Consider the following 18002-nt stretch of genomic DNA (forward strand, 5'->3'; position numbering starts at 1 on the left):
GAATTGCCGGGCGCGGTAACAATTGCCGAGGCAAGGCGGTCCCCGCGCGCGGTTCCGCCGCCGCTCCTCAGCGCAGAAACTGCCTGAACCGCCACAGCGAGAACGCGAACAGCGCCGTGCCGATTCCGACCAGCACGGCCAGTTGCGGCCACACCACATCGAGGCCGGCGCCGCGGAACAGGATCGACTGCGCCAGGATCACGAAATGGGTGTTGGGCGCCGCCAGCATCAGGGTCTGGATGATGTCGGGCATGCTCTCGCGTGGCGTCAACCCTCCGGACAGCGCCTGAAGCGGCAGCATGATCAGCATCAGCAGCAGTCCGAATTGCGGCATCGTGCCCGCCATCGTCGCCAGGAAGATGCCCATCGAGGTGGTGGCGAACAGCTGCAGCATCGCCCCGAACAGGAACAGCGGCACCGACCCCTGGATCGGAATCGCGAGCAGGCCCTGGACGACGAACACCAGCGATGCGCTGGACGCCAGCAGCACGACGAGGCCCATCGACCAGATCTTGCTCGCCATGATCTCGAACGGGGTCACCGGCATCACCAGCAGATGTTCGATGGTGCCGTGCTCGCGCTCACGGATCAGCGCCGCCCCGGTCAGGATGATCGACAGCATGGTGATCGCGGTGATGACCTCGTTGATCGCGCCGAACCAGCTCTTGTTGAGCTGCGGGTTGAACCGCGTGCGCGTCGCCAGCTCGACCGGCAGCCGGGTGGTGCCGCGGTAATGATTGAGGAACTCGCTGACTTCGCCGGACACGATCGATTGCACATAGCCGCCGCCCGAAAACGCCTGCGTCATCCTGGTGGCGTCGATGTTGAGCTGGATCGTCGGCGAGCGGCCGGCCAGCAGGTCGCGCTGGAAGTCGGGCGGAATGTCGAGCGCGAAGGTGTCGAGGCCGGCGTCCATCCGGCTGTCCATCTGGCGCTGGGTGATCAGCCGCGGGATCGAAAAATACGGCGGATTGAACGCGGTGATGATACGGGACGAGACCGGCGACTGATCCTCGTCCACCACGGCGATCGCGGCGTGGTTGAGGGTCTCGGGAATCGCCTTCGATCCGGTATAGATCGACATGGTGAAGGCGTAGGCGATCAGCACCAGCAGCATCGGATCGCGGCTGAGGCCGCGCAGTTCCTTGATGCCGAGTTGCAGGATGTTGGCCAGGCGCATGGTCAATCCGCCTGTTTCTTCAACAGCACGACGCCGAGCCCCAGCAGGATCGGGATGGCCACCAATAGCGGCAGGAACGAGCCCGCCAGATCGGCGAAGCCGAGCGCCTTCGAAAACGTGCCGCGGGTGATGTTGATGAAATAGGTGGTCGGATAGATCCGTCCGATCATGGCGCCGAATCCCTGCAGCGACGACACCGGATCGGTCAATCCGGAAAACTGGATGGCGGGGATCAGCGTCAGCAGCGCGGTCCCGAAGATCGCGGCGATCTGGCTGCTCATGAAGGTCGAGAGCACAAGCCCCATGCTGGTGGCGATGGTGACGTAGAGCAGCGCGCCGGCCAGGAAGGTCATGGGGCTGCCGGTGAACGGCACGCGAAACACCAGGATGGCGAAGGCCGCCAGCAGAATGGCGTTCAGCATCGCCAGCACGATATAGGGGATCTGCTTGCCGATCAGGAACTCGAGCCGGGTGACCGGCGTGGTGTAGAAATTGATGATCGATCCGAGCTCCTTCTCCCGCACCACGCTGAGCACCGCCAGCATCGCGGGGATCATCAGCAGCAGCAGCGGGATCACCGCGGGCGCCATCGCGACCAGGCTCTTGATGCCCGGATTGTAGCGGTAACGCAGCGCGATCTGGAAACTGCCGGCGGTCGCGGCGGCGCCGTAGAGTTCCCGCGCCTTCTGGGTCAGCCAGCTCTGGTGCATCGCCTGGACGTAGCCGCGCGCGGTTTCGGCCCGCGCCGGCATCGCGCCGTCGATCCACACGCCGATCTGGACGTCGCGGCCGTGGGCGACGTCGCGACCGAAGCCCGGCGGAATCTCCACCGCGACGGTGAGCCTGCCGCTGCGCATCCGCCGGTCGAGATCCGCATAGTCGGCGATCGGATCGCCTTCCTTGAAATAGCGCGACCCGGCGATCTGCAGGATGTAGTCGCGGCTGATGGTGGTGTCGTCGCGGTCGAGTGCGGCGAAGGACAGCTTCTCGACGTCGAGATTGATGCCGTAGCCCAGCACGAATAGCAGAATGACGCTGCCGATGGTGGCCAGCGTGGCGCGGATCGGATCGCGCCGCAGTTCGAGCGCCTCGCGCCTGGAATAGGCCAGCATTCGCCGCAGATCGAACAGCCGCCGGCCCCGGACCGCGGCCGCGCCGGCGGCCGGACCCGGCTCGGGCAAGGCGACGACGCCGGCGGACGCGGGCGCCGGCTGCCCGATCGCATCCTGCAGATAGGCGATGAAAGCCTGCTCGAGGGTTTCGGCCGAGCGCGCCGCCACGATGGCGGCCGGTGCATCGCTGACCAGCACCCGGCCGGCATGCATCAGCGAGATGCGGTCGCAGCGTTCGGCCTCGTTCATGAAATGCGTCGAGATGAAGATCGTGACGCTGTCCTTGCGCGACAGGTCGGAGAGGATCTGCCAGAAGCCGTCGCGCGCCACCGGATCGACGCCGGAGGTCGGCTCGTCGAGAATCAGGATGTCGGGCGAATGGATCATCGCCACCGCCAGCGACAGCCGCTGGCGAACGCCGAGCGGAAGCGGATCGGGCAGCGAGTCGATCACCTCGCCGAGGTCGAACCGCTGCGTCATCTCGACGATCCGCGCCGGAATCGCGGCCGGCTCCATCTGGAACAGGCGCGCATGCAGCTCCAGATTCTGCCTGACCGTCAATTCCGAATACAGCGAGAAGCCCTGCGACATGTAGCCGACCCGGCGCCGGACATTCATGTCGTTGGGGTCGACCTCGTTGCCGAACAGCCTGGCCCTGCCCTCGCTGGCCGGCAGCAGCCCGGTCAGCATCTTCATCGTCGTGGTCTTGCCGCAGCCGTTGGAGCCGAGGAATCCGAAGATCTCGCCGCGCGCGATCCGGAACGAGACGTCGTCGACGGCGGTGAACCCGTCGAAACGCATCGTCAGATGCTCGGCCTCGATCGCGATCCCGGCATCCGCCGCCGCGACGCGCGGCGGAATCACCACCTCGGCGTAGCCTTGGCGGTCCCGTTCCGGCAGCATCGCGATGAAGGCGGCATCCAACGTCGCCGCGCCGGTCTGGCGCAGCAGATCGGCCGGCGCGCCGGTGGCGAGCACGCGCCCGGCATTCATCGCCACCAGCCAGTCGAAGCCCGCCGCCTCCTCCATATAGGCGGTCGCGACCACGACGCTCATCCCGGCGCGGCCGGCGCGGATCTCGTCGATCAATTGCCAGAACTGGCGACGGGACAAGGGATCGACGCCGGTGGTGGGTTCGTCGAGGATCAGCAGGTCGGGGTCGTGGATCAGCGCACAGCACAGGCCGAGCTTCTGCTTCATGCCGCCGGACAGCTTGCCGGCCGGACGATCGGCGAACGGCGCCAGCCCGGTCTTTTGCAGCAATTGTTGAATCCGGCGGGTCCGTTCGCGCTTGTCGTGGCCAAACAGGCGGCCGAAGAAATCGACATTTTCGAACACCGACAGCGTCGGATAGAGATTCTTGCCGAGTCCCTGCGGCATGTAGGCGATCCGCGGGCAGGTCCGCCGCCGCTGCGCGGCATCGGCCATGTCGGCGCCGAGCACCGTAACGCTTCCGGTCCGAATCACCCGGGCGCCGGCGAGCAGCGCCAGCAGCGTCGACTTGCCGACGCCGTCCGGCCCGATCAGTCCGACCATGCAGCCGGCCGGCAGATCGAGGGTGATCGCCTCGAGCGCGATGCTCGTGCCGTAGCGCTGTCCGACCGCGTCCAGGCGCGCGACGGGCGCAGCAACCGCGGTCGTGCCGTCGCTCATTGCAGCGGCTTTCCGGCAAGCCTGGCCGGCCACGCCGCGTCGGGGTCGAGCCGGACATAGGCCATCCCGGGCAGCCCGGTCTTGACTTGCCGGATGTATTTCTTGAGCAGCTCCGGCGCGATCCGGGCCTTGACCCGGAACATCAGCTTCAGACGTTCCTCTTCGGTCTCGACGGTCTTCGGCGTGAACTGCGCAACATCGGCGACGAAGCTGACCGTGGCGGGGATGACATATTGCGGCACCGCGTCGAGCACCAGGCGGACATCGGTGCCGATCGCCACCCGTCCGGCCTGCGCGGTCGGCAGGAAGAACGTCATATAGACATCGCCGAGATCGACCAGGTTGAGCACCCGGCCGCCGGCGGCGAGTACTTCGCCGGGCTGCGCCACGCGGTATTGCACCCGCCCGTCGCGCGGCGATTTCAATGTGCTGTCGGTGATCTCCACCGCGATGCTCTCGATCGCGGCCTGGGCGGCGTCGACCGCCGCTCCGGCATCGACCACCTGCGCCTTGGCGGCGCTGATTGCCGCTTCCGATGCGGCGATCTGGGCCAGCGCCGCCGCGGCCGCGGCCTTGCTGCCTTCTTCATTGGCGCGATCGTCGTCGAGCACCTGCTGAGAGACCGCGCTGGTCGTGATCAGCCGCTCGGAACGCGCGAGCTTGCGTTCGGCGGCATCGAGCTGGGCCTGGCGCTGGGCCAGCACCGCCACCGCCGCCGTTCGCTCCGCTTCGCGCTGGACCACCAGGCTCCTGGCAGTGTCGACGCTGATCGTCGCCCGGTGCAACTGCGCCGCCGCTTGGCGGCGCTGCGCTTCCAGCTGGTCGGTGTCCATCCGCGCCAGCACCTGTCCGGCGGTGACGAAATCGCCCTCGGCGACCAGGATGTCGCGGATCCGGCCGGCCGCCTTGGTGGCGACGTCGATCTCGATCGCCTCGATGCGGCCATTGCCGCTGGCGATTCCGGGCGGCAGATCGCTGCCACCAAATCGCAGCCAGGCGTAGTAGCCGCCAATCCCGGCCGCGATGACGACGGCGGCGATCAGCAAGCGTTTCAGGGGAGGTCTCATCGAGAGTATCTCTCTATGACTGTGGCAGGCCGCGGCGGCCGGCGCGGGCCGCGGCCGGTTCCGCCATGCCGGCAATCTAGCGGGCGCAAAGATTGGAACCTTGACCTTGATCAACAGCTGTTGACCTTTGTTGCGGCAGTTTGACGGGGTTTCGTCGACATCGAACATTGCGAGGACCGATGCGCCGGCATCCGGACGACAAGCCTGGGGTCGCCACCCGCGATCGCATCCTGGACGCCGCCGTTCGGCGGTTTTCGCGCCACTCCTACGAAGCCACCGGGCTGCGCGACATCGCCGCCGATGTCGGCATCGACGTCGCCTATGTGCATCGCTGCTTCGGCTCCAAGGAGCGGTTGTTCGCCGCAGCGCTGGCGACCACGGTCGAGCCGGCCGAATTTCTCGACGCCCCCGCGGCGGATCTCGCGGCGACGCTGGCGAAGCTGGTCTTTGCCCGCGACGCCGCGCGCGACCCGATCGGACCGCTCGACATGGTGATCCACTCGCTGTCGAGTCCGGAAGCATCGCGGGTGTTGCGGCAATTCATCGTCGAGGAATTCATCGTGCCGCTTGCCGGCAAGCTCGAGCAGCCGAGCCCGTCGCGGGCCGCACTGATCGCCGCGACCCTGGTCGGGCTCGGCATCCTGCGCAACGTGCTGCGGATCGCGCCGCTGCAGCAGACCGAGGGCGGCGACGTCGAACATCTGATCGCAGGCGCGATCACCGCGATGATCGGCGCCGACCCGGGCGGCGGACCGGCCTAATTCGTTCGCCGCATGGTGCGGATTTGCATGCGCATCGGTTGCCTCAGATCCCGGCGCACCTCGTCATGACGGCGGGCGCCGGCTGACGCCGCCATCGCGGCGTCGCACCGTGCGGCGATGGCGGTGGTTGTCCTACCAGGCGAAGCGCGCGGTCGCCTTGCCGGTGTAGACCTGCGTGGTGCGTGAAAACTCGCCATCCGCCAGCGCGGCGACCGACCAGCCATTGTGCCAGGCCATGGTGGCGCCGAGCGAGGCCAGCACCGCGTTGGGCGACGGCAGCGCGCCATTGCTGGTGAAGGTCGCGCCCGGCAGCGATTGGAACGTGGCGGTCGCCGACCGGTCGATATTCGCGTCATGCGCCCAGGCGGTGCGATTGGTCAGCGTCAGCAGGCCGCCCTGGACCAGCATGGTCTTGTCGAAACGCGCGCCGAGTTCGGTCCGGGTCGTGGTGGCTCGTTTGGATTCGTAACTCAGCGCAAACTGGCTGCTGCCGGCGCTCGCGGTTTCGCCATAGGACGGCAGGAAGAACGTGGTCGATTGCAAGGCCGCATAGGGCGTGATGCCGACCAGCGGCGTGGCATGGCGCCAGCCGCCTTCAAGCCGCGCCGCCAGCGCATTGGCATTGAACTTGGCCCGCAGCACATCGATGCCGGCGATCGTCACGGTCCGCTCGGTGCGGGTGTTCTGCCAGGAATAGGTCACCGCGCCGGCCAGATAGGCCGCGCCGATCTCATGCTTGGCAAACAATGCCGCGTTGAGAATCTCGGCGTGGCCGCCGCCGAAGCCGCCGTCGATGGCGAAATCGCTGCTGGCGCCGCCGAGCGCAAAACCCGCCTGGGTGTCCCGCGTGAAATGATAGCCGGCGCCGACGACCGCCCCATAGGCCCGGCTGGTGGTGGTGGAGGTGCCGGCCGCGGCATCGCCGCTGACCTGGTTGTTGCCGCCATAGACCGAGGCGAAACCGCCCCAGCCGCCCTCGAACGCCGGCGCCATGCGAGCGCGCGGCGTCACCGCCGCATAGGCGTCCCTGACCGCGGACGAAACCGACCGGCCCGTCTCGGCATCGGCGAAACCGAGGGCCCCGCCGTCGCCGGTGCTGCCGGTGCCAAAGGCATCGGCAAACAGCGTATTGACGAACTGGCCGACCGCGGCGCTGCCGGACTGCGCGGTCGAGGCGCCGGGCTGACCGGACGCCTGCGACAGACCGTTGGCCGACAACGTCCCGAACACTGTCGGAATGCCGCCGGTGGAATTGAAGTAATTGACGAGCGCGTTACCAACGGAGATCTGATTGCCATTCAGCCCGGCGGCATAGGCCGGCGTCGGTTTCGGCGCTTCTGGTGTCGGCGTCGGTGTTGGAACGAAACTCAGCGTCAGATCGAGATAGGCATGGGTGGCTTCATAGCTCAGCGCGTTGCTGAAATTCGCCGGCAGATTGCTGGCGCTCAGCGCGCCGAAGCTGCCGCTGATGCCGCCGGCGGTGAGGATGGTATATTGCTTGGCGATGTAGCTGCCGGGCGCGTAGCTGGCATTGACGGTGGCGCCGCCCAGCGTCGCCGTGCCTGTCACCTTGGCGAATGACGAAGCGGTCGGATCGACATTGACCAGATAGGTCGCGGCGGCATTGAAACCCAGCGTGCCGGCCACCGTCATCGACGACCCGGCGGTGCCGGAGCCCGGCGCGAATGTGCCGCCGGCAACGACTGTATTTCCGGCCGTGCCGATGCCGGTCAGCGTCGCGCCGCTATTGACTGTGGTCAGAACAGACGAGCTGATCGAGCCGGCGACATTCAGCGTCCCGGCATTGACACTGGTAGCGCCCGTATAGGTGTTGCTGCCCGACAGCGTCATTGTGCCGGTGCCGGTCTTGGCCAGCCCGCCCCCGCTCACAGGGGTCGCGCCGCATGCCGCGCCGCCCGTTCCGCAATCGCTGATGATGCCCGAAACGATCGTACTCAGATTGTTGCCGCCGACGCTGAGCTGGTTGGCGCCGAGATAGTAATTTCCCGCGCCGGCGATCGAGCCCGCGGTCAGCCTGTTGTCGCCCGCCGGGCCAGTGCTGGTCGAGAAATCGACAAACCCGCCGGCATTGGTGATGAATTGCGCGTTGCCGCCGGTGCTGTTGTCGTAAAAAGTCGTGCCTTGCGTAGTGCTGTTGGTGGTGATGGTGGCGTTTCCGGCGGTGCTGTTGGTGTCGAACACCAAGAAGGCGTTGTTGGTGATAACGGCGTTGCCGGCGGAGCTGGTATCGGTGAAGTCTGCAGTATTGTTGTTGACAATAGCGGCACGGCCAGCCGTGCTGCTGTTCTTGAACTGCAGCCAGTTGCCACCGACGATCGAGACGTTGCTGCCGGCGCTGCTGCTGTTTTCAAAAATCAGGCCGCCGCCGACATTGAACGTCTGGACATTGGCGGAGTCGTTGACGATGCCCAGGCCGGTCAGCGTCATGTTCGGTCCGGCCGAACCGGTGCGGATGACATAGGCCGGCGCGGTGCCGGTAAACAGGATCTCCGCGAGCGTGGCGGTGCTTGTGACCGTCACGTCCGTCGGCGCCGAATTATTGGTGAAGGTTGCGGTTCCGTCGGGCACCGTCGGCGTCGAGGACCAGTTGGTGCCGATGTTCCACAACGAGTTTAATGTCCCGAACCAGGTTCCATCCACCGCTGCGGCAGGAGTCGCCGCGATCAGCGCAGTGCACAGGCAGGTTCCCGCCAATAGCGCGGCGCGAACTCCGGATGTCACGTGACGGTCGTCGCGCACAGCCCTGATCAAAACGGAAACTTTGCTCGACAACATCACGCCAGCCCCTTTGTTTTTCTTCGACGGCGGCGAATGCAATTCGAAGTCGTTGATGTGTCCGGCATCAGCGATTTGGCCAACACCGGTTGCAGTCAAATCATCGACCGTGATAGCGCGGTCGCTCCAATACGGGACTGGATGCGTTAGTCGGCTGTTCTGCAGCGATTCTTGCGACAGGTCGGAAAGCGTGGCGATCCGCGACGTCCCAATCGCGGCCGTGGAGCCAACATCCAAGAATCGGAGTCTGGCTATCGCAGCGACGGTAAACGACGCTTTGGTCTCGGCCAAGAGCATATTATCGTCGCGGCCGCGCGACGCCCGGATTTCCACCGGCCTCGGCTCGCATGCGCCCCTGCCGATGCAACACCGGGGCATAATCGCTCGCGCCCTGACGCAGACCGGTGGACCGCGCACCCTGGCCGCTCGACGGGCTGCGACCGGATTGATAAGCCCCCTTCTCAAGGGAGCGGTTGAGTCGAGATGACGGTTGCGATCGAGATGGGACACACCACGGCAGGGGCCGCGGCTACTCTGGACCTTGAGGAACTGCTCGCCACCCGCCTGCTGGTGCAGGGCAATTCAGGCTCCGGCAAATCCCATCTGCTGCGCCGGCTGCTGGAACAAAGCGCGCCCTGGGTGCAGCAGACCATCATCGATCCCGAAGGCGACTTCGTCACCCTGGCCGAGGGCTTCGGCCATCTGGTGATCGATGCCGAGGTCCATACCGAGCGCGGCCTGCAGGTCGCCGGCGAGCGCGCCCGGATCCATCGCGTCTCCACCATCCTCAATCTCGAGGGGCTCGACGCCGAGAACCAGATGCGGCGCGCGGCGGCGTTTTTGAACGGGCTGTTCGAGGTCGGCCGCGATCACTGGTACCCGATGTTGGTGGTGGTCGACGAAGCGCAGCTGTTCGCCCCGGCGGTGGCCGGCGAAGTCTCCGACGAAGCGCGCAAATTGTCGCTCGGCGCGATGACCAATCTGATGTGCCGCGGCCGCAAGCGCGGCCTGGCCGGAATCATCGCCACCCAGCGGCTGGCCAAGCTCGCCAAGAACGTCGCCGCCGAGGCGTCGAACTTCCTGATGGGCCGCACCTTCCTCGACATCGACATGGCGCGCGCCGCCGATCTGCTCGGCATGGACCGGCGCCAGGCCGAGTCGTTCCGCGATCTGGAGCGCGGGCAATTCATGGCGCTCGGCCCGGCGCTATCGCGCCGGCCGCTTCAGTTGCGGATCGGACCGACCGACACCCAGCCGCGTAATGCGATCCCGCGGCTGATGCCGCTGCCGCAGGCCACGCCGGACGCCCACGCCATGATCCTGGCGGCGCCGCCAGCGGAGCCGAGCCGGCCGCAGCGCCGATCGGCGCCCGACCTGCTCGGCCAGCTGATGGCCGCCAAGGCCGCCGCGCTGGAGATCCGCCCCGACCCCGTGGAACCGGCGGTCAGCGACGAGGAGCTGGCGCAGCGGCGCGAGCGCGTCGATCGCATTCTGCGCGCCGTGATGGCGGAGCCCGACGCCGGCTTTCGCGCCGTCGGCGTGCTGTATCAGGAATTCGTGGTGCGCTGCCGGATCGAGGGCCTCGGCGCCGCGGTGCCGGACCTCGGCGACTTCCGCCACATGCTGACCCGCGCCCGCGCCGGGCTCGGCTCCGAGATCGCCGATGACGACGCCTGGCAGGATGTCGCGGCGCGCGCCGCGATCCTGCCCGAGGATATGCAGGGCATCTTCATGATGATCGCCCGCGCCGCCAAGGAAGGCTGGCCCTGCCCCGGCGACGCCGCGATCGCGCGGGCCTATGGCTCGCACTCGCTGCGCCGGGCGCGCCGGATCCTGACCTATATCGAGGAGCAGGGCCTGATCGTGTGCCAGTTCGACGGCACCGGCAAGCGCACCGTGACCCTGGTCGAACTGGCCTGGGCCACCGCGCCGGGCGACCCCAATGCCGAGGAAGCGCCGGCGCAGGCTTGCGACTCGCAGTGACACCTCGCGCGGGATGCGCGGCGCGATCTGGTTTGCGGGGCGGCCCGCGCACCGGTTGAGCCATATCAAGGCAATCGCGCCCGTTTTCGGCGTCAATGCGCCGCAACAGCGAGGTCGACGATGAAACCAATATCCCGCCGCCAATTCGCCATCGGGGCGGCGCTGCTGCCACTGGTGTCCGGCACCGGATTGGCGCAAACGGCGCTGCCGAAGATGACCGTCTCCAAGGATCCCAGCTGCGGCTGCTGCGGAGCATGGGTCACCTATCTGCAAGACGACGGTTTTGTCGTCGAGACCATCGAGGCGGTCGACATGGAGAGGGTCAAGGCTGCGCTCGGCGTGCCGCAGCCGCTATGGTCGTGTCACACCGCCGAGATCGGCGGCTATGTCATCGAAGGTCATGTCCCCGCTCCGATCATCCGCAGGCTGTTGCGTGAGCGGCCGGCCTTCACCGGCCTCGCCGTCGCCGGCATGCCGATGAGCGCGCCGGGCATGGATGTGCCGGGCGCCCGCGACACCTATGAAGTGGCCGCATTCAAAGGCGCGACGCAGCAGCCCTATGCCCGGTTCCAGGGGCGGCGGGAGATTGCGGGTTGAGGGGCGAGATGGCGGCGACCATGCCGCAACCGACACCGTGTGGAGCGCAAGGCGTGAGCGAGTCAGAAGCTGCGGAACTGGTTTGGCAGAGCCTAAATCGGACCGAAAACGTCGAGCCGCAAACCGCGCTGCCGATCCTCAAGGGACTGACCAGGCTGGTCAAGGGCGACGGCCGCGACCATCCGCTCGAAGTTCACGAGGCGCGATCCTCCGCCTTCCTGGCGATCTGCGAATTCGCCAAGGCGCTGCATCGCGGCCAGCCCGCCGAGCGCCTGCGCGACAGCGCCATCATCGCCACCGAAAAATGGCGCGCATTGGCGTGAGCGGACGGCCAGCGGAGACCTCGTGGCCCGGGCGACACGCAGCGAGCATCTTTGGGTCGGCCGATTGCCAGTGCAGATAGTCCACCCACGCGCTCTCGGTCCACAGCAGCTTCATTTGGCCGAAATGGCCGCTCCGGCTTCGATCGGCTCATGCTCGGCGGTGGTGCCGCTGTCGGCCTCCGCGATCGAGCGCAGCAGCCGCACGGCATTGGCCGGGCTTTTCAGCAGATGGAGGGTCTCCATCAGGCTGTCATATTCCTCCTCGGAGATCATCACCGCGCCGCGGGCATTCTGCCTTGTCACATGCAGCGCATCGCGGCTGTCGCAGACCTGGTCCATGTAGGAGGCGAGGTTGTTGCGCAGCTCGCTATAGGACACGTGGCTCATCGCGGCATCTCCGGGGGCATTGTACAATAGTTTGTACAGCGAGCATTTTTGTCAAGGAGATGGCTCGATCATCTCGAAGACCAACAAAAACGCCGCACGTCCCTGTCAAAACCTCGGCCTGCGGCGCTACGGTCCGGCATCGAGCCGCCGTCTTGGCGGCAGTCGATCAATTTCAAGGAATGGGCCGGTCTGATGAGTGATCCACTTGCCGCGCAGCCGAAACCGCGCCGGCAGGCGGTTCGGCGCAAATGCGCGATTTGCGGCGAGATCGCGCGCGAACCGATCGCCTTCGGAACGGTGCGGCCGTCGCTGGCTTCCGGGTTGTCGGCCGCGCATCCCGATCTGTCCGCCGACGACATGATCTGTCGCAAGCATCTGACCGAGCAGCGCACCCGCTATGTGCAGCAATTGCTGGAGCGCGAGCGCGGAGAGTTGACGGTGCTGGAACGCCAGGTGGTCGAAAGCCTGGCCCGGGAAGAAACCGTTGCCCGCGATATCGAGACCGCATGGGCGCAAAAGCGAACCTTTGGCGAGCGCGTGGCCGACCATGTCGCCGAGTTCGGCGGCAGCTGGAGCTTCATCATCAGCTTTTTCGTGGTTCTGATCGGATGGATCGGTTTCAACGCATGGGCGACGACGCGCGATGTGTTCGATCCCTATCCGTTCATCCTGCTCAACCTCGTGCTCTCCTGTCTGGCGGCGATCCAGGCGCCGATCATCATGATGAGCCAAAGGCGGCAGGAGGCGAAAGACCGGCTACGGTCCGAGAACGACTACCGGGTCAATCTCAAGGCGGAATTCGAAATCCGCCACCTGCATGAGAAGCTGGATCACTTGATCAACCGGCAATGGGAGCGGCTGGCCGAGATCCAGCAGATCCAGATCGAGATCATGGACGACCTGTCGGCGCGTAAACGATGAGGCCGGATCTGCGCAGACCGCGCGGCGAAGCCGCTTGCAAACAGCCCCTCGGCTCGGCTTCGCCGTCGCCGGGTGAACAACCAGCCGAAACCCGTCCATGCACGCCATTCTTGCGCCACGCCTTATTTGTAATACGATGTATTACAAATAAGGCGAATTCGATGAGCAAGACTCCACTCTCCGAGCCCCTGACGCTTCGCCTTCCGCGCGACGTTTTGCAACAAATCGAGACAATCGCATCCGCATCCGATCGCACCAGGAGTTGGGTCATCGTGCGCGCGTTGAAGGCCTATCTCGCAGGTGAAGGTGCGGACATTCTCGCTGTCGTCAAAGGGCGCGAACAGATCACCGCCGGCGACGTCCATGACATGGATGACGTGATCAAGGAAATCGAAGCCATCGTCAACGCCAAGGCGGCTTGATGAAAGTCAGGCTATCCGGAGCAGCGCGCACGTACCTGCTGCACGAAGCCAACTACCTCGCAGATAGAAGCCCTGCAGCAGCAGCCGCGTTTCTGCGCGATATTCGATCTGCGCGTAACTTTCCGGCCCCAGCCTGAACCGGCCGCGATCGGCGCAACAAAGCTCCCCTCAGCTCGGCTTCGCCGTCTCCGGGTGGAACACCAGCGCAAAACCGTCCATGCAATAGCGTAGCCCGGTCGGCTTGGGGCCGTCGTCGAAGACGTGGCCGAGATGGCCGCCGCAGCGGCGGCAGTGGATTTCGGTCCGGGTCATGCCGAGCGAGCCGTCCTTGCGCTCGCCGACGGCGTTGGCCAGCGGCTGCCAAAAGCTCGGCCAGCCGGTGCCGCTGTCGAATTTGGTCTCGGAGGAGAACAGCGGCAGGTCGCAGCCGGCGCAGGCGAAGGTGCCCTTGCGGTGCTCCTTCAGCAGCGGGCTCGAATAGGGCCGCTCGGTGCCCTCCTCGCGCAGGATATGGAATTGCATCGGCGTCAGCTGCTGCTTCCACTCCTCGGGGGTCTTTTCGATCTCGAATTTCTCTGTGGCGCGAGCCGGCTGCAGCCAGCGAAAGCCGAACAGCGCCGCCATGGCGACGGAAGCGAGCAGGATGCGGCGATCGATCATGGTGTCTCCGTGCGAAGCGCGGCAAATTTATTGCCAGGATGAGGGCATTGCCCAAGTTACGGCCGGCATCGCCGTAAGTTACATCGCGGCTGCCCGGCCATGCTCACAATGTCGGGAGCGGAGCGAGCTCAAGCCACGTTGCTCTCGTCCGGGACGGCGGGTTCCGGCTGCTTTGGCCGCGGCGTCGCCACCCGGGCGCCGCGATTGGCCGCAGCGAGCCGGGCCTCGCGGACCCGCTCGCGCGCCGCGGCGCGTTCGCGGTAGCGTGCCAGCAGGCCGGCGGCGCCGGCGCCGGCGCGAGCCACGGTGCCGATCGCCTGGCCGGCGATCCGGCCGATGCGGCCCCCGGCCCAGACCAGTTCGAACGGCGACAGCAGCCGCCATTGGGTATCGCCATGCATGATGCCGCGCGCGATCAATTGCCCGGCCATCGCGGTGGTGTTGAGGCCCTGGCGGCCGAAGCCGCTGGCGACCCACAGCCCGCGGCGCAATTGCCCGATCTGCGGCATCCCATGCACGGTCTGGCCCACCACCCCGCTCCAGGCCCGGTCCAGCTCGACCGCGCCGAGTTGCGGAAACACCGTCCGGATGCGGCGCCGGATCGCGCCGCCGCGCCGTTTCGGATCGACCGGAAAGGTGGTTTCCGGGCTCGACCACAGCAGCCGGTCGCCATCGACGATCCGGTAGTGATCGATGCCGTCGTTATCGGTCACCGAGCCGGCGAAGGTGATGGCCTCGGCCAGCCGCGCGCCGAGCGGCTGGGTCAGCGCCGCATAGCGCCACACCGGCAGCAGCGTGTCCGACAGCCGCTGCATCGGGCTGCCGAGATGGACATTGCCGGCCAGCACGACGTCGGCGGCGCGCAGCCGGGCTTCCGGGGTGACGATTCGCTTGCGGATCCCGGAATGGTCGATGCCGACCACCGGGCTGTCCTCGAAGATCCGGACCCCGGCCTGGCGCGCCATCGCCTCGAGGCCGCGCAGATAGCGGCGGCCGTCGAACTGGAACGCGGTCGGATAATGGATGGCGTGGAAATAGCGGTCGGTCTTGAGCACGTCGCGGACGCGGTCGATCTGCCAGCCCTCGACCTCGGTGCCGAAATCCTCGCCCAGCATCTGCAGCCGGCCGATCAGCCGGTCGCCGATATCGACATTGGAGACTTCGAGCGCCCCGCTGGTCAGATTGATCCCCGGCATCGCCGCCTCGGCGGCGCGTGCGCGGACCAGCTCCATCCCGTCGCGGGCCAGCGACCATAGGTCGCGGGTGTCCTCGAAGCCGATCCGCGCGATCAGATCGCCGATCGGCACGCCGAAGCCGGGCATCACGGTGCCGAGCTGCTGGCCGGAGGCGTTCCAGCCGACCTGCCTGCCCTCCAGCACGGCGACGCTGGCGCCCATCCGGGCCGCTTCCAGTGCCACAGAGAGGCCCGCGAGGCCGGCGCCGATCACGCAGACATCGACGTCGAGGTTGAAAGTCAGCCGATCGCGGTGCGGGATCGAAAAACCCGCCGCGACTGCCCGCAGCGTCGCGGCTGCGTCGTCCGGTCCGGTGGCACTTGTCGAGAGCTCGGTCATACCGATTTCTTACGGACAGCCGGCAGGCTTGTCACCTTGTCCTGTGGCGGCTTCTCGATTAATGCGCAGGCTGGTTTCCCGTTCGGATAGCTCACATGCGTCGATTGATTCTGCTGCGCCACGCCAAGACCGAGACCGACGCGCCAAGCGGTAAGGACCGCGATCGCCGGCTCGACGAGCGCGGCCGCGCCGACGCCGCCGGGATCGGCGACTGGCTGCTGCGCCATCATCTGTTGCCCGAGCAGGTGCAGGTCTCCACCGCGGTGCGCGCCCAGCAGACCTGGGAGATCGTCGCCGCCACTTTGGCGGAGGCGCTGCCCAAGCCGGCGGTGTCGCATCTGCCGGAGCTCTACGTCGCCGGACCGCAGGCGCTGCTGCAGGCGATCCGCGACGCCCAGGACCTGCCGCGGCTGCTGGTGGTCGGCCACAATCCCGGCCTGCACGAATTGGCGCTGGCGATGATCTGCGACGGCGCCACCGCCGACCGCAACGCGCTGTCGCGCAACCTGCCGACCAGCGGGCTGGCGGTGATCGATTTCGACTGCGCCGACTGGGCCGACGCCAGTTTCGCCCGCGGCCGGCTGGCGCATTTCGTCAGCCCGAAGATTTTGCGCGAGGCGCTGTAACGCCCGGATGCGTCATTCCGGGGCGAGCGCAGCTGTGCTGCGAGCGAACCCGCAATCCCGCCGCCTGCCCCGGCGCACAACCGATCGCCGACAAAGCCGCGCCATCGTGCGCGATTTGATCTACACTGCGCCCGAGGCCTACCCGGAGGCAGACCATGTTCAAATCGATTCTGGTCCCGATCGACCTGTCCGAAACCGAGCTGACCAAGCCGGCGATCGACACCGCCGCGACCTTGGCGCAGACCAATAGCGGCACCATCCGGCTGATCAATGTGATGCCGATGACGCCGGTGATGCTGGCCGAATATGTCCCGGCGGATTTCGACGCCCAGCAGCGCGCTTTGGCCGAGCAGAGCCTGGCCCAGGTGGCGCGCGACTCCGGCATCGACGCGGCGCGGATCTCCAGCGTGGTGCGGCATGGCGGGATCTATCACGAGATCCTCGAGGAAGCCGCCTCCTGCGGCGCCGACCTGATCGTGATGACCTCGCACAAGCCGGCGATGCGCACCTATTTCCTCGGCTCCAACGCCGGCCATGTGGTGCGCTATGCCACCTGCTCGGTGCTGGTGGTGCGGAAGTGAGCGCGGCGGCGCGGTGAGGTGATACGCGAGGCTGTCATTCCGGGGCGCGAACCGCGCCAGCGTAAGCCAACCCGGAATCTCGCGCCACGCACCCAGCGCCATCACCCGCCGCAAGATTCCGGGTTCGCTCGCCCTAGTGGCTCGCGCCCCGGAATGACAGACTTCAACAACAACCTCCGCCTTACGGCAGCAACCCCTTCGGCAGATCGTCGAACGTGTAGCTGCGCGGCTTGTTGCGGCGGATGAAGCCGCCGATCTGCCAGGCGAACAGCGCCACGAAGCCGACGATGAACAGCACGCCGCCCCATTGCGCGGTGGCGACCGCGCGCGCCAGCAGCCCGGTCATCGCCACGCCGAGCAGCGCCATCAGCACCATCGCGCCGATATGGATCGCCGGTTTCAGCCCGCCGACCAGCGCGGCCTGGCTGCCGGCCTGCTGCATTCGCCGGTGCAGCGCCATGATGAAGGCGCGATAGGCCTCGTCCTGCGGCGCCATCAGCGCCGCGGTATGCCAGGTGGTGGAGATGATGCTGATCCGCCCGCCGCCACGATCGGCGATGTCGGCGCGAAACCGCCGCGACTGCATCGACACCGGCCGGTAGCTGAGCCGCACGCTGGCGATGCGGTCATAGGGCCACAGCCCGGATTTGCCGCCGACCCGCCACGACAACCCGCCCTCGGTCAGTTCGAACTGCTGCGCGGCGCCGATCAGCGACGCCTTATAGGCGTAGGCGGTGCCGGGCGCGGGCTTGTCCTTGTTTGGAATTTTGGCCTTGGTTGAATTCCTGAACGGCACCTGCAATGCGACGACCTCCTCGCGGCTTGCACAGCTGCCGCGGTTTTCCTACAACGCCTTAGCACATTGCCGTCGCAGCGAACGAGCGCCCATGGCCGAACAAGCCGCCTATTTTCCGCGCCGCCTGATCCTGGCCGCCGCGATGATTTCCGGGATGCTGCTGGCGCTGGCGCTGCACATGCTGGGGCAGCGCTTCGGGCTCGATCTCGGCGGGCTGTGGCGCAACGACCCCGACAGCTTCATGCCGGCCGGCGCCGCGATGGCGTGGTGGCTGGTGGCGACCGCGGGCTTTGCCGGCGGTTACTTCACCGCGACGCTGATGGATAGTGCGGTGTCGGGCCAGCTCCCACCGCGGATGCGGCAATTCCTGATCGCGATCGGCGTCTTGGTGCTGGCCGCAGCCGGCCAGGCCGCGTCGGCGCCGTCGCCGCTGCCGACCATCGCCGGCGTGCTGACGGGGCTCGCGACCTTATGCCTCGGCGTGGTGATGGCCTTCTGCGGCGCCTATTTCGCGCTGCGCCGGGCGTGAGTGCCGGACGCAAATCCATTCACGCAAATCACTT

General features: G+C 66.8%; 17 protein-coding genes. 9 read left to right on the forward strand and 8 right to left on the reverse strand.

What is annotated here, in order from left to right; genetic code table 11:
• Positions 1 to 67 precede the first annotated feature (67 nt).
• From RBJ75_RS12505 to RBJ75_RS12515, 3 genes are read right to left on the reverse strand one after another with little or no spacing between them, the layout of a single operon-like run.
• Positions 68 to 1180 (reverse strand): ABC transporter permease, encoded by a 1113-nt coding sequence (locus RBJ75_RS12505; protein WP_044415608.1) that lies wholly within the window; start codon positions 1178 to 1180, stop codon positions 68 to 70.
• A 2-nt stretch (positions 1181 to 1182) separates the two neighbouring features.
• Complete coding sequence (rbbA, locus tag RBJ75_RS12510) at positions 1183 to 3945, reverse strand: ribosome-associated ATPase/putative transporter RbbA (protein ID WP_044415606.1); 2763 nt, start codon at positions 3943 to 3945, stop codon at positions 1183 to 1185.
• Positions 3942 to 5012 carry an HlyD family secretion protein gene (locus RBJ75_RS12515; protein WP_044415622.1) on the reverse strand — a complete coding sequence of 357 codons (1071 nt, stop codon included), beginning with the start codon at positions 5010 to 5012 and terminating at the stop codon, positions 3942 to 3944. Before RBJ75_RS12515 ends, rbbA begins: the two co-directional genes overlap by 4 nt.
• Positions 5013 to 5191: 179 nt before the next feature.
• Between RBJ75_RS12515 and RBJ75_RS12520 the strand changes: the two genes are divergently transcribed.
• A complete protein-coding gene (locus tag RBJ75_RS12520; protein WP_044415604.1) occupies positions 5192 to 5773 on the forward strand; it encodes a TetR/AcrR family transcriptional regulator in 582 nt (193 codons plus the stop codon).
• A gap of 132 nt (positions 5774 to 5905) precedes the next feature.
• On the opposite strand, the gene RBJ75_RS12525 is transcribed toward RBJ75_RS12520, so the two are convergent.
• Positions 5906 to 8515, reverse strand: coding sequence for an autotransporter domain-containing protein (locus tag RBJ75_RS12525; protein ID WP_160297961.1), 2610 nt, complete (start codon positions 8513 to 8515; stop codon positions 5906 to 5908).
• A 537-nt stretch (positions 8516 to 9052) separates the two neighbouring features.
• Here RBJ75_RS12525 and RBJ75_RS12530 point away from each other — a divergent pair.
• The 3 genes from RBJ75_RS12530 (at position 9053) to RBJ75_RS12540 (ending at position 11472) form a co-directional block, all read left to right on the forward strand.
• On the forward strand, positions 9053 to 10552 hold the full coding sequence (locus tag RBJ75_RS12530) for an ATP-binding protein (protein ID WP_044415602.1): 1500 nt from the start codon (positions 9053 to 9055) through the stop codon (positions 10550 to 10552).
• Positions 10553 to 10672: 120 nt separating this feature from the next.
• The gene (locus tag RBJ75_RS12535) at positions 10673 to 11149 is read left to right on the forward strand and encodes a DUF411 domain-containing protein (RefSeq protein ID WP_052629012.1); all 477 of its coding nucleotides are present in this window, start codon (positions 10673 to 10675) and stop codon (positions 11147 to 11149) included.
• A 53-nt stretch (positions 11150 to 11202) separates the two neighbouring features.
• Positions 11203 to 11472, forward strand: coding sequence for a hypothetical protein (locus RBJ75_RS12540; protein ID WP_044415616.1), 270 nt, complete (start codon positions 11203 to 11205; stop codon positions 11470 to 11472).
• A 111-nt stretch (positions 11473 to 11583) separates the two neighbouring features.
• Here RBJ75_RS12540 and RBJ75_RS12545 read toward each other — a convergent pair whose 3' ends face one another.
• Entirely contained in the window at positions 11584 to 11859 is a 276-nt protein-coding gene (locus RBJ75_RS12545; RefSeq protein WP_044415601.1) for a type II toxin-antitoxin system Phd/YefM family antitoxin, read from the reverse strand.
• Between the two features lie 192 nt (positions 11860 to 12051).
• Here RBJ75_RS12545 and RBJ75_RS12550 point away from each other — a divergent pair, with 192 nt between their 5' ends.
• Complete coding sequence (locus RBJ75_RS12550; RefSeq protein WP_044415599.1) at positions 12052 to 12780, forward strand: DUF1003 domain-containing protein; 729 nt, start codon at positions 12052 to 12054, stop codon at positions 12778 to 12780.
• A 161-nt stretch (positions 12781 to 12941) separates the two neighbouring features.
• Entirely contained in the window at positions 12942 to 13202 is a 261-nt protein-coding gene (locus RBJ75_RS12555; RefSeq protein ID WP_044415597.1) for a CopG family ribbon-helix-helix protein, read from the forward strand.
• Positions 13203 to 13370: 168 nt separating this feature from the next.
• On the opposite strand, the gene msrB is transcribed toward RBJ75_RS12555, so the two are convergent.
• A complete protein-coding gene (msrB, locus tag RBJ75_RS12560) occupies positions 13371 to 13862 on the reverse strand; it encodes a peptide-methionine (R)-S-oxide reductase MsrB (RefSeq protein WP_044415595.1) in 492 nt (163 codons plus the stop codon).
• A 128-nt stretch (positions 13863 to 13990) separates the two neighbouring features.
• Complete coding sequence (locus RBJ75_RS12565; RefSeq protein ID WP_276156633.1) at positions 13991 to 15436, reverse strand: NAD(P)/FAD-dependent oxidoreductase; 1446 nt, start codon at positions 15434 to 15436, stop codon at positions 13991 to 13993.
• Positions 15437 to 15531: 95 nt separating this feature from the next.
• On the opposite strand from RBJ75_RS12565, the gene RBJ75_RS12570 reads away from it, so the two are divergent.
• Positions 15532 to 16062, forward strand: coding sequence for a SixA phosphatase family protein (locus RBJ75_RS12570; protein WP_276156634.1), 531 nt, complete (start codon positions 15532 to 15534; stop codon positions 16060 to 16062).
• Between the two features lie 155 nt (positions 16063 to 16217).
• The gene (locus RBJ75_RS12575) at positions 16218 to 16643 is read left to right on the forward strand and encodes a universal stress protein (protein WP_044414959.1); all 426 of its coding nucleotides are present in this window, start codon (positions 16218 to 16220) and stop codon (positions 16641 to 16643) included.
• 181 nt (positions 16644 to 16824) lie between these two features.
• On the opposite strand, the gene RBJ75_RS12580 is transcribed toward RBJ75_RS12575, so the two are convergent.
• The gene (locus RBJ75_RS12580) at positions 16825 to 17439 is read right to left on the reverse strand and encodes a hypothetical protein (protein ID WP_044414961.1); all 615 of its coding nucleotides are present in this window, start codon (positions 17437 to 17439) and stop codon (positions 16825 to 16827) included.
• A 91-nt stretch (positions 17440 to 17530) separates the two neighbouring features.
• Here RBJ75_RS12580 and RBJ75_RS12585 point away from each other — a divergent pair, with 91 nt between their 5' ends.
• Positions 17531 to 17968 (forward strand): hypothetical protein, encoded by a 438-nt coding sequence (locus tag RBJ75_RS12585; RefSeq protein WP_044414963.1) that lies wholly within the window; start codon positions 17531 to 17533, stop codon positions 17966 to 17968.
• The last annotated feature ends 34 nt before the right edge of the window (positions 17969 to 18002 follow it).

It is taken from the genome of Rhodopseudomonas sp. BAL398 (assembly GCF_033001325.1).
GTDB lineage: Bacteria > Pseudomonadota > Alphaproteobacteria > Rhizobiales > Xanthobacteraceae > JARJEH01.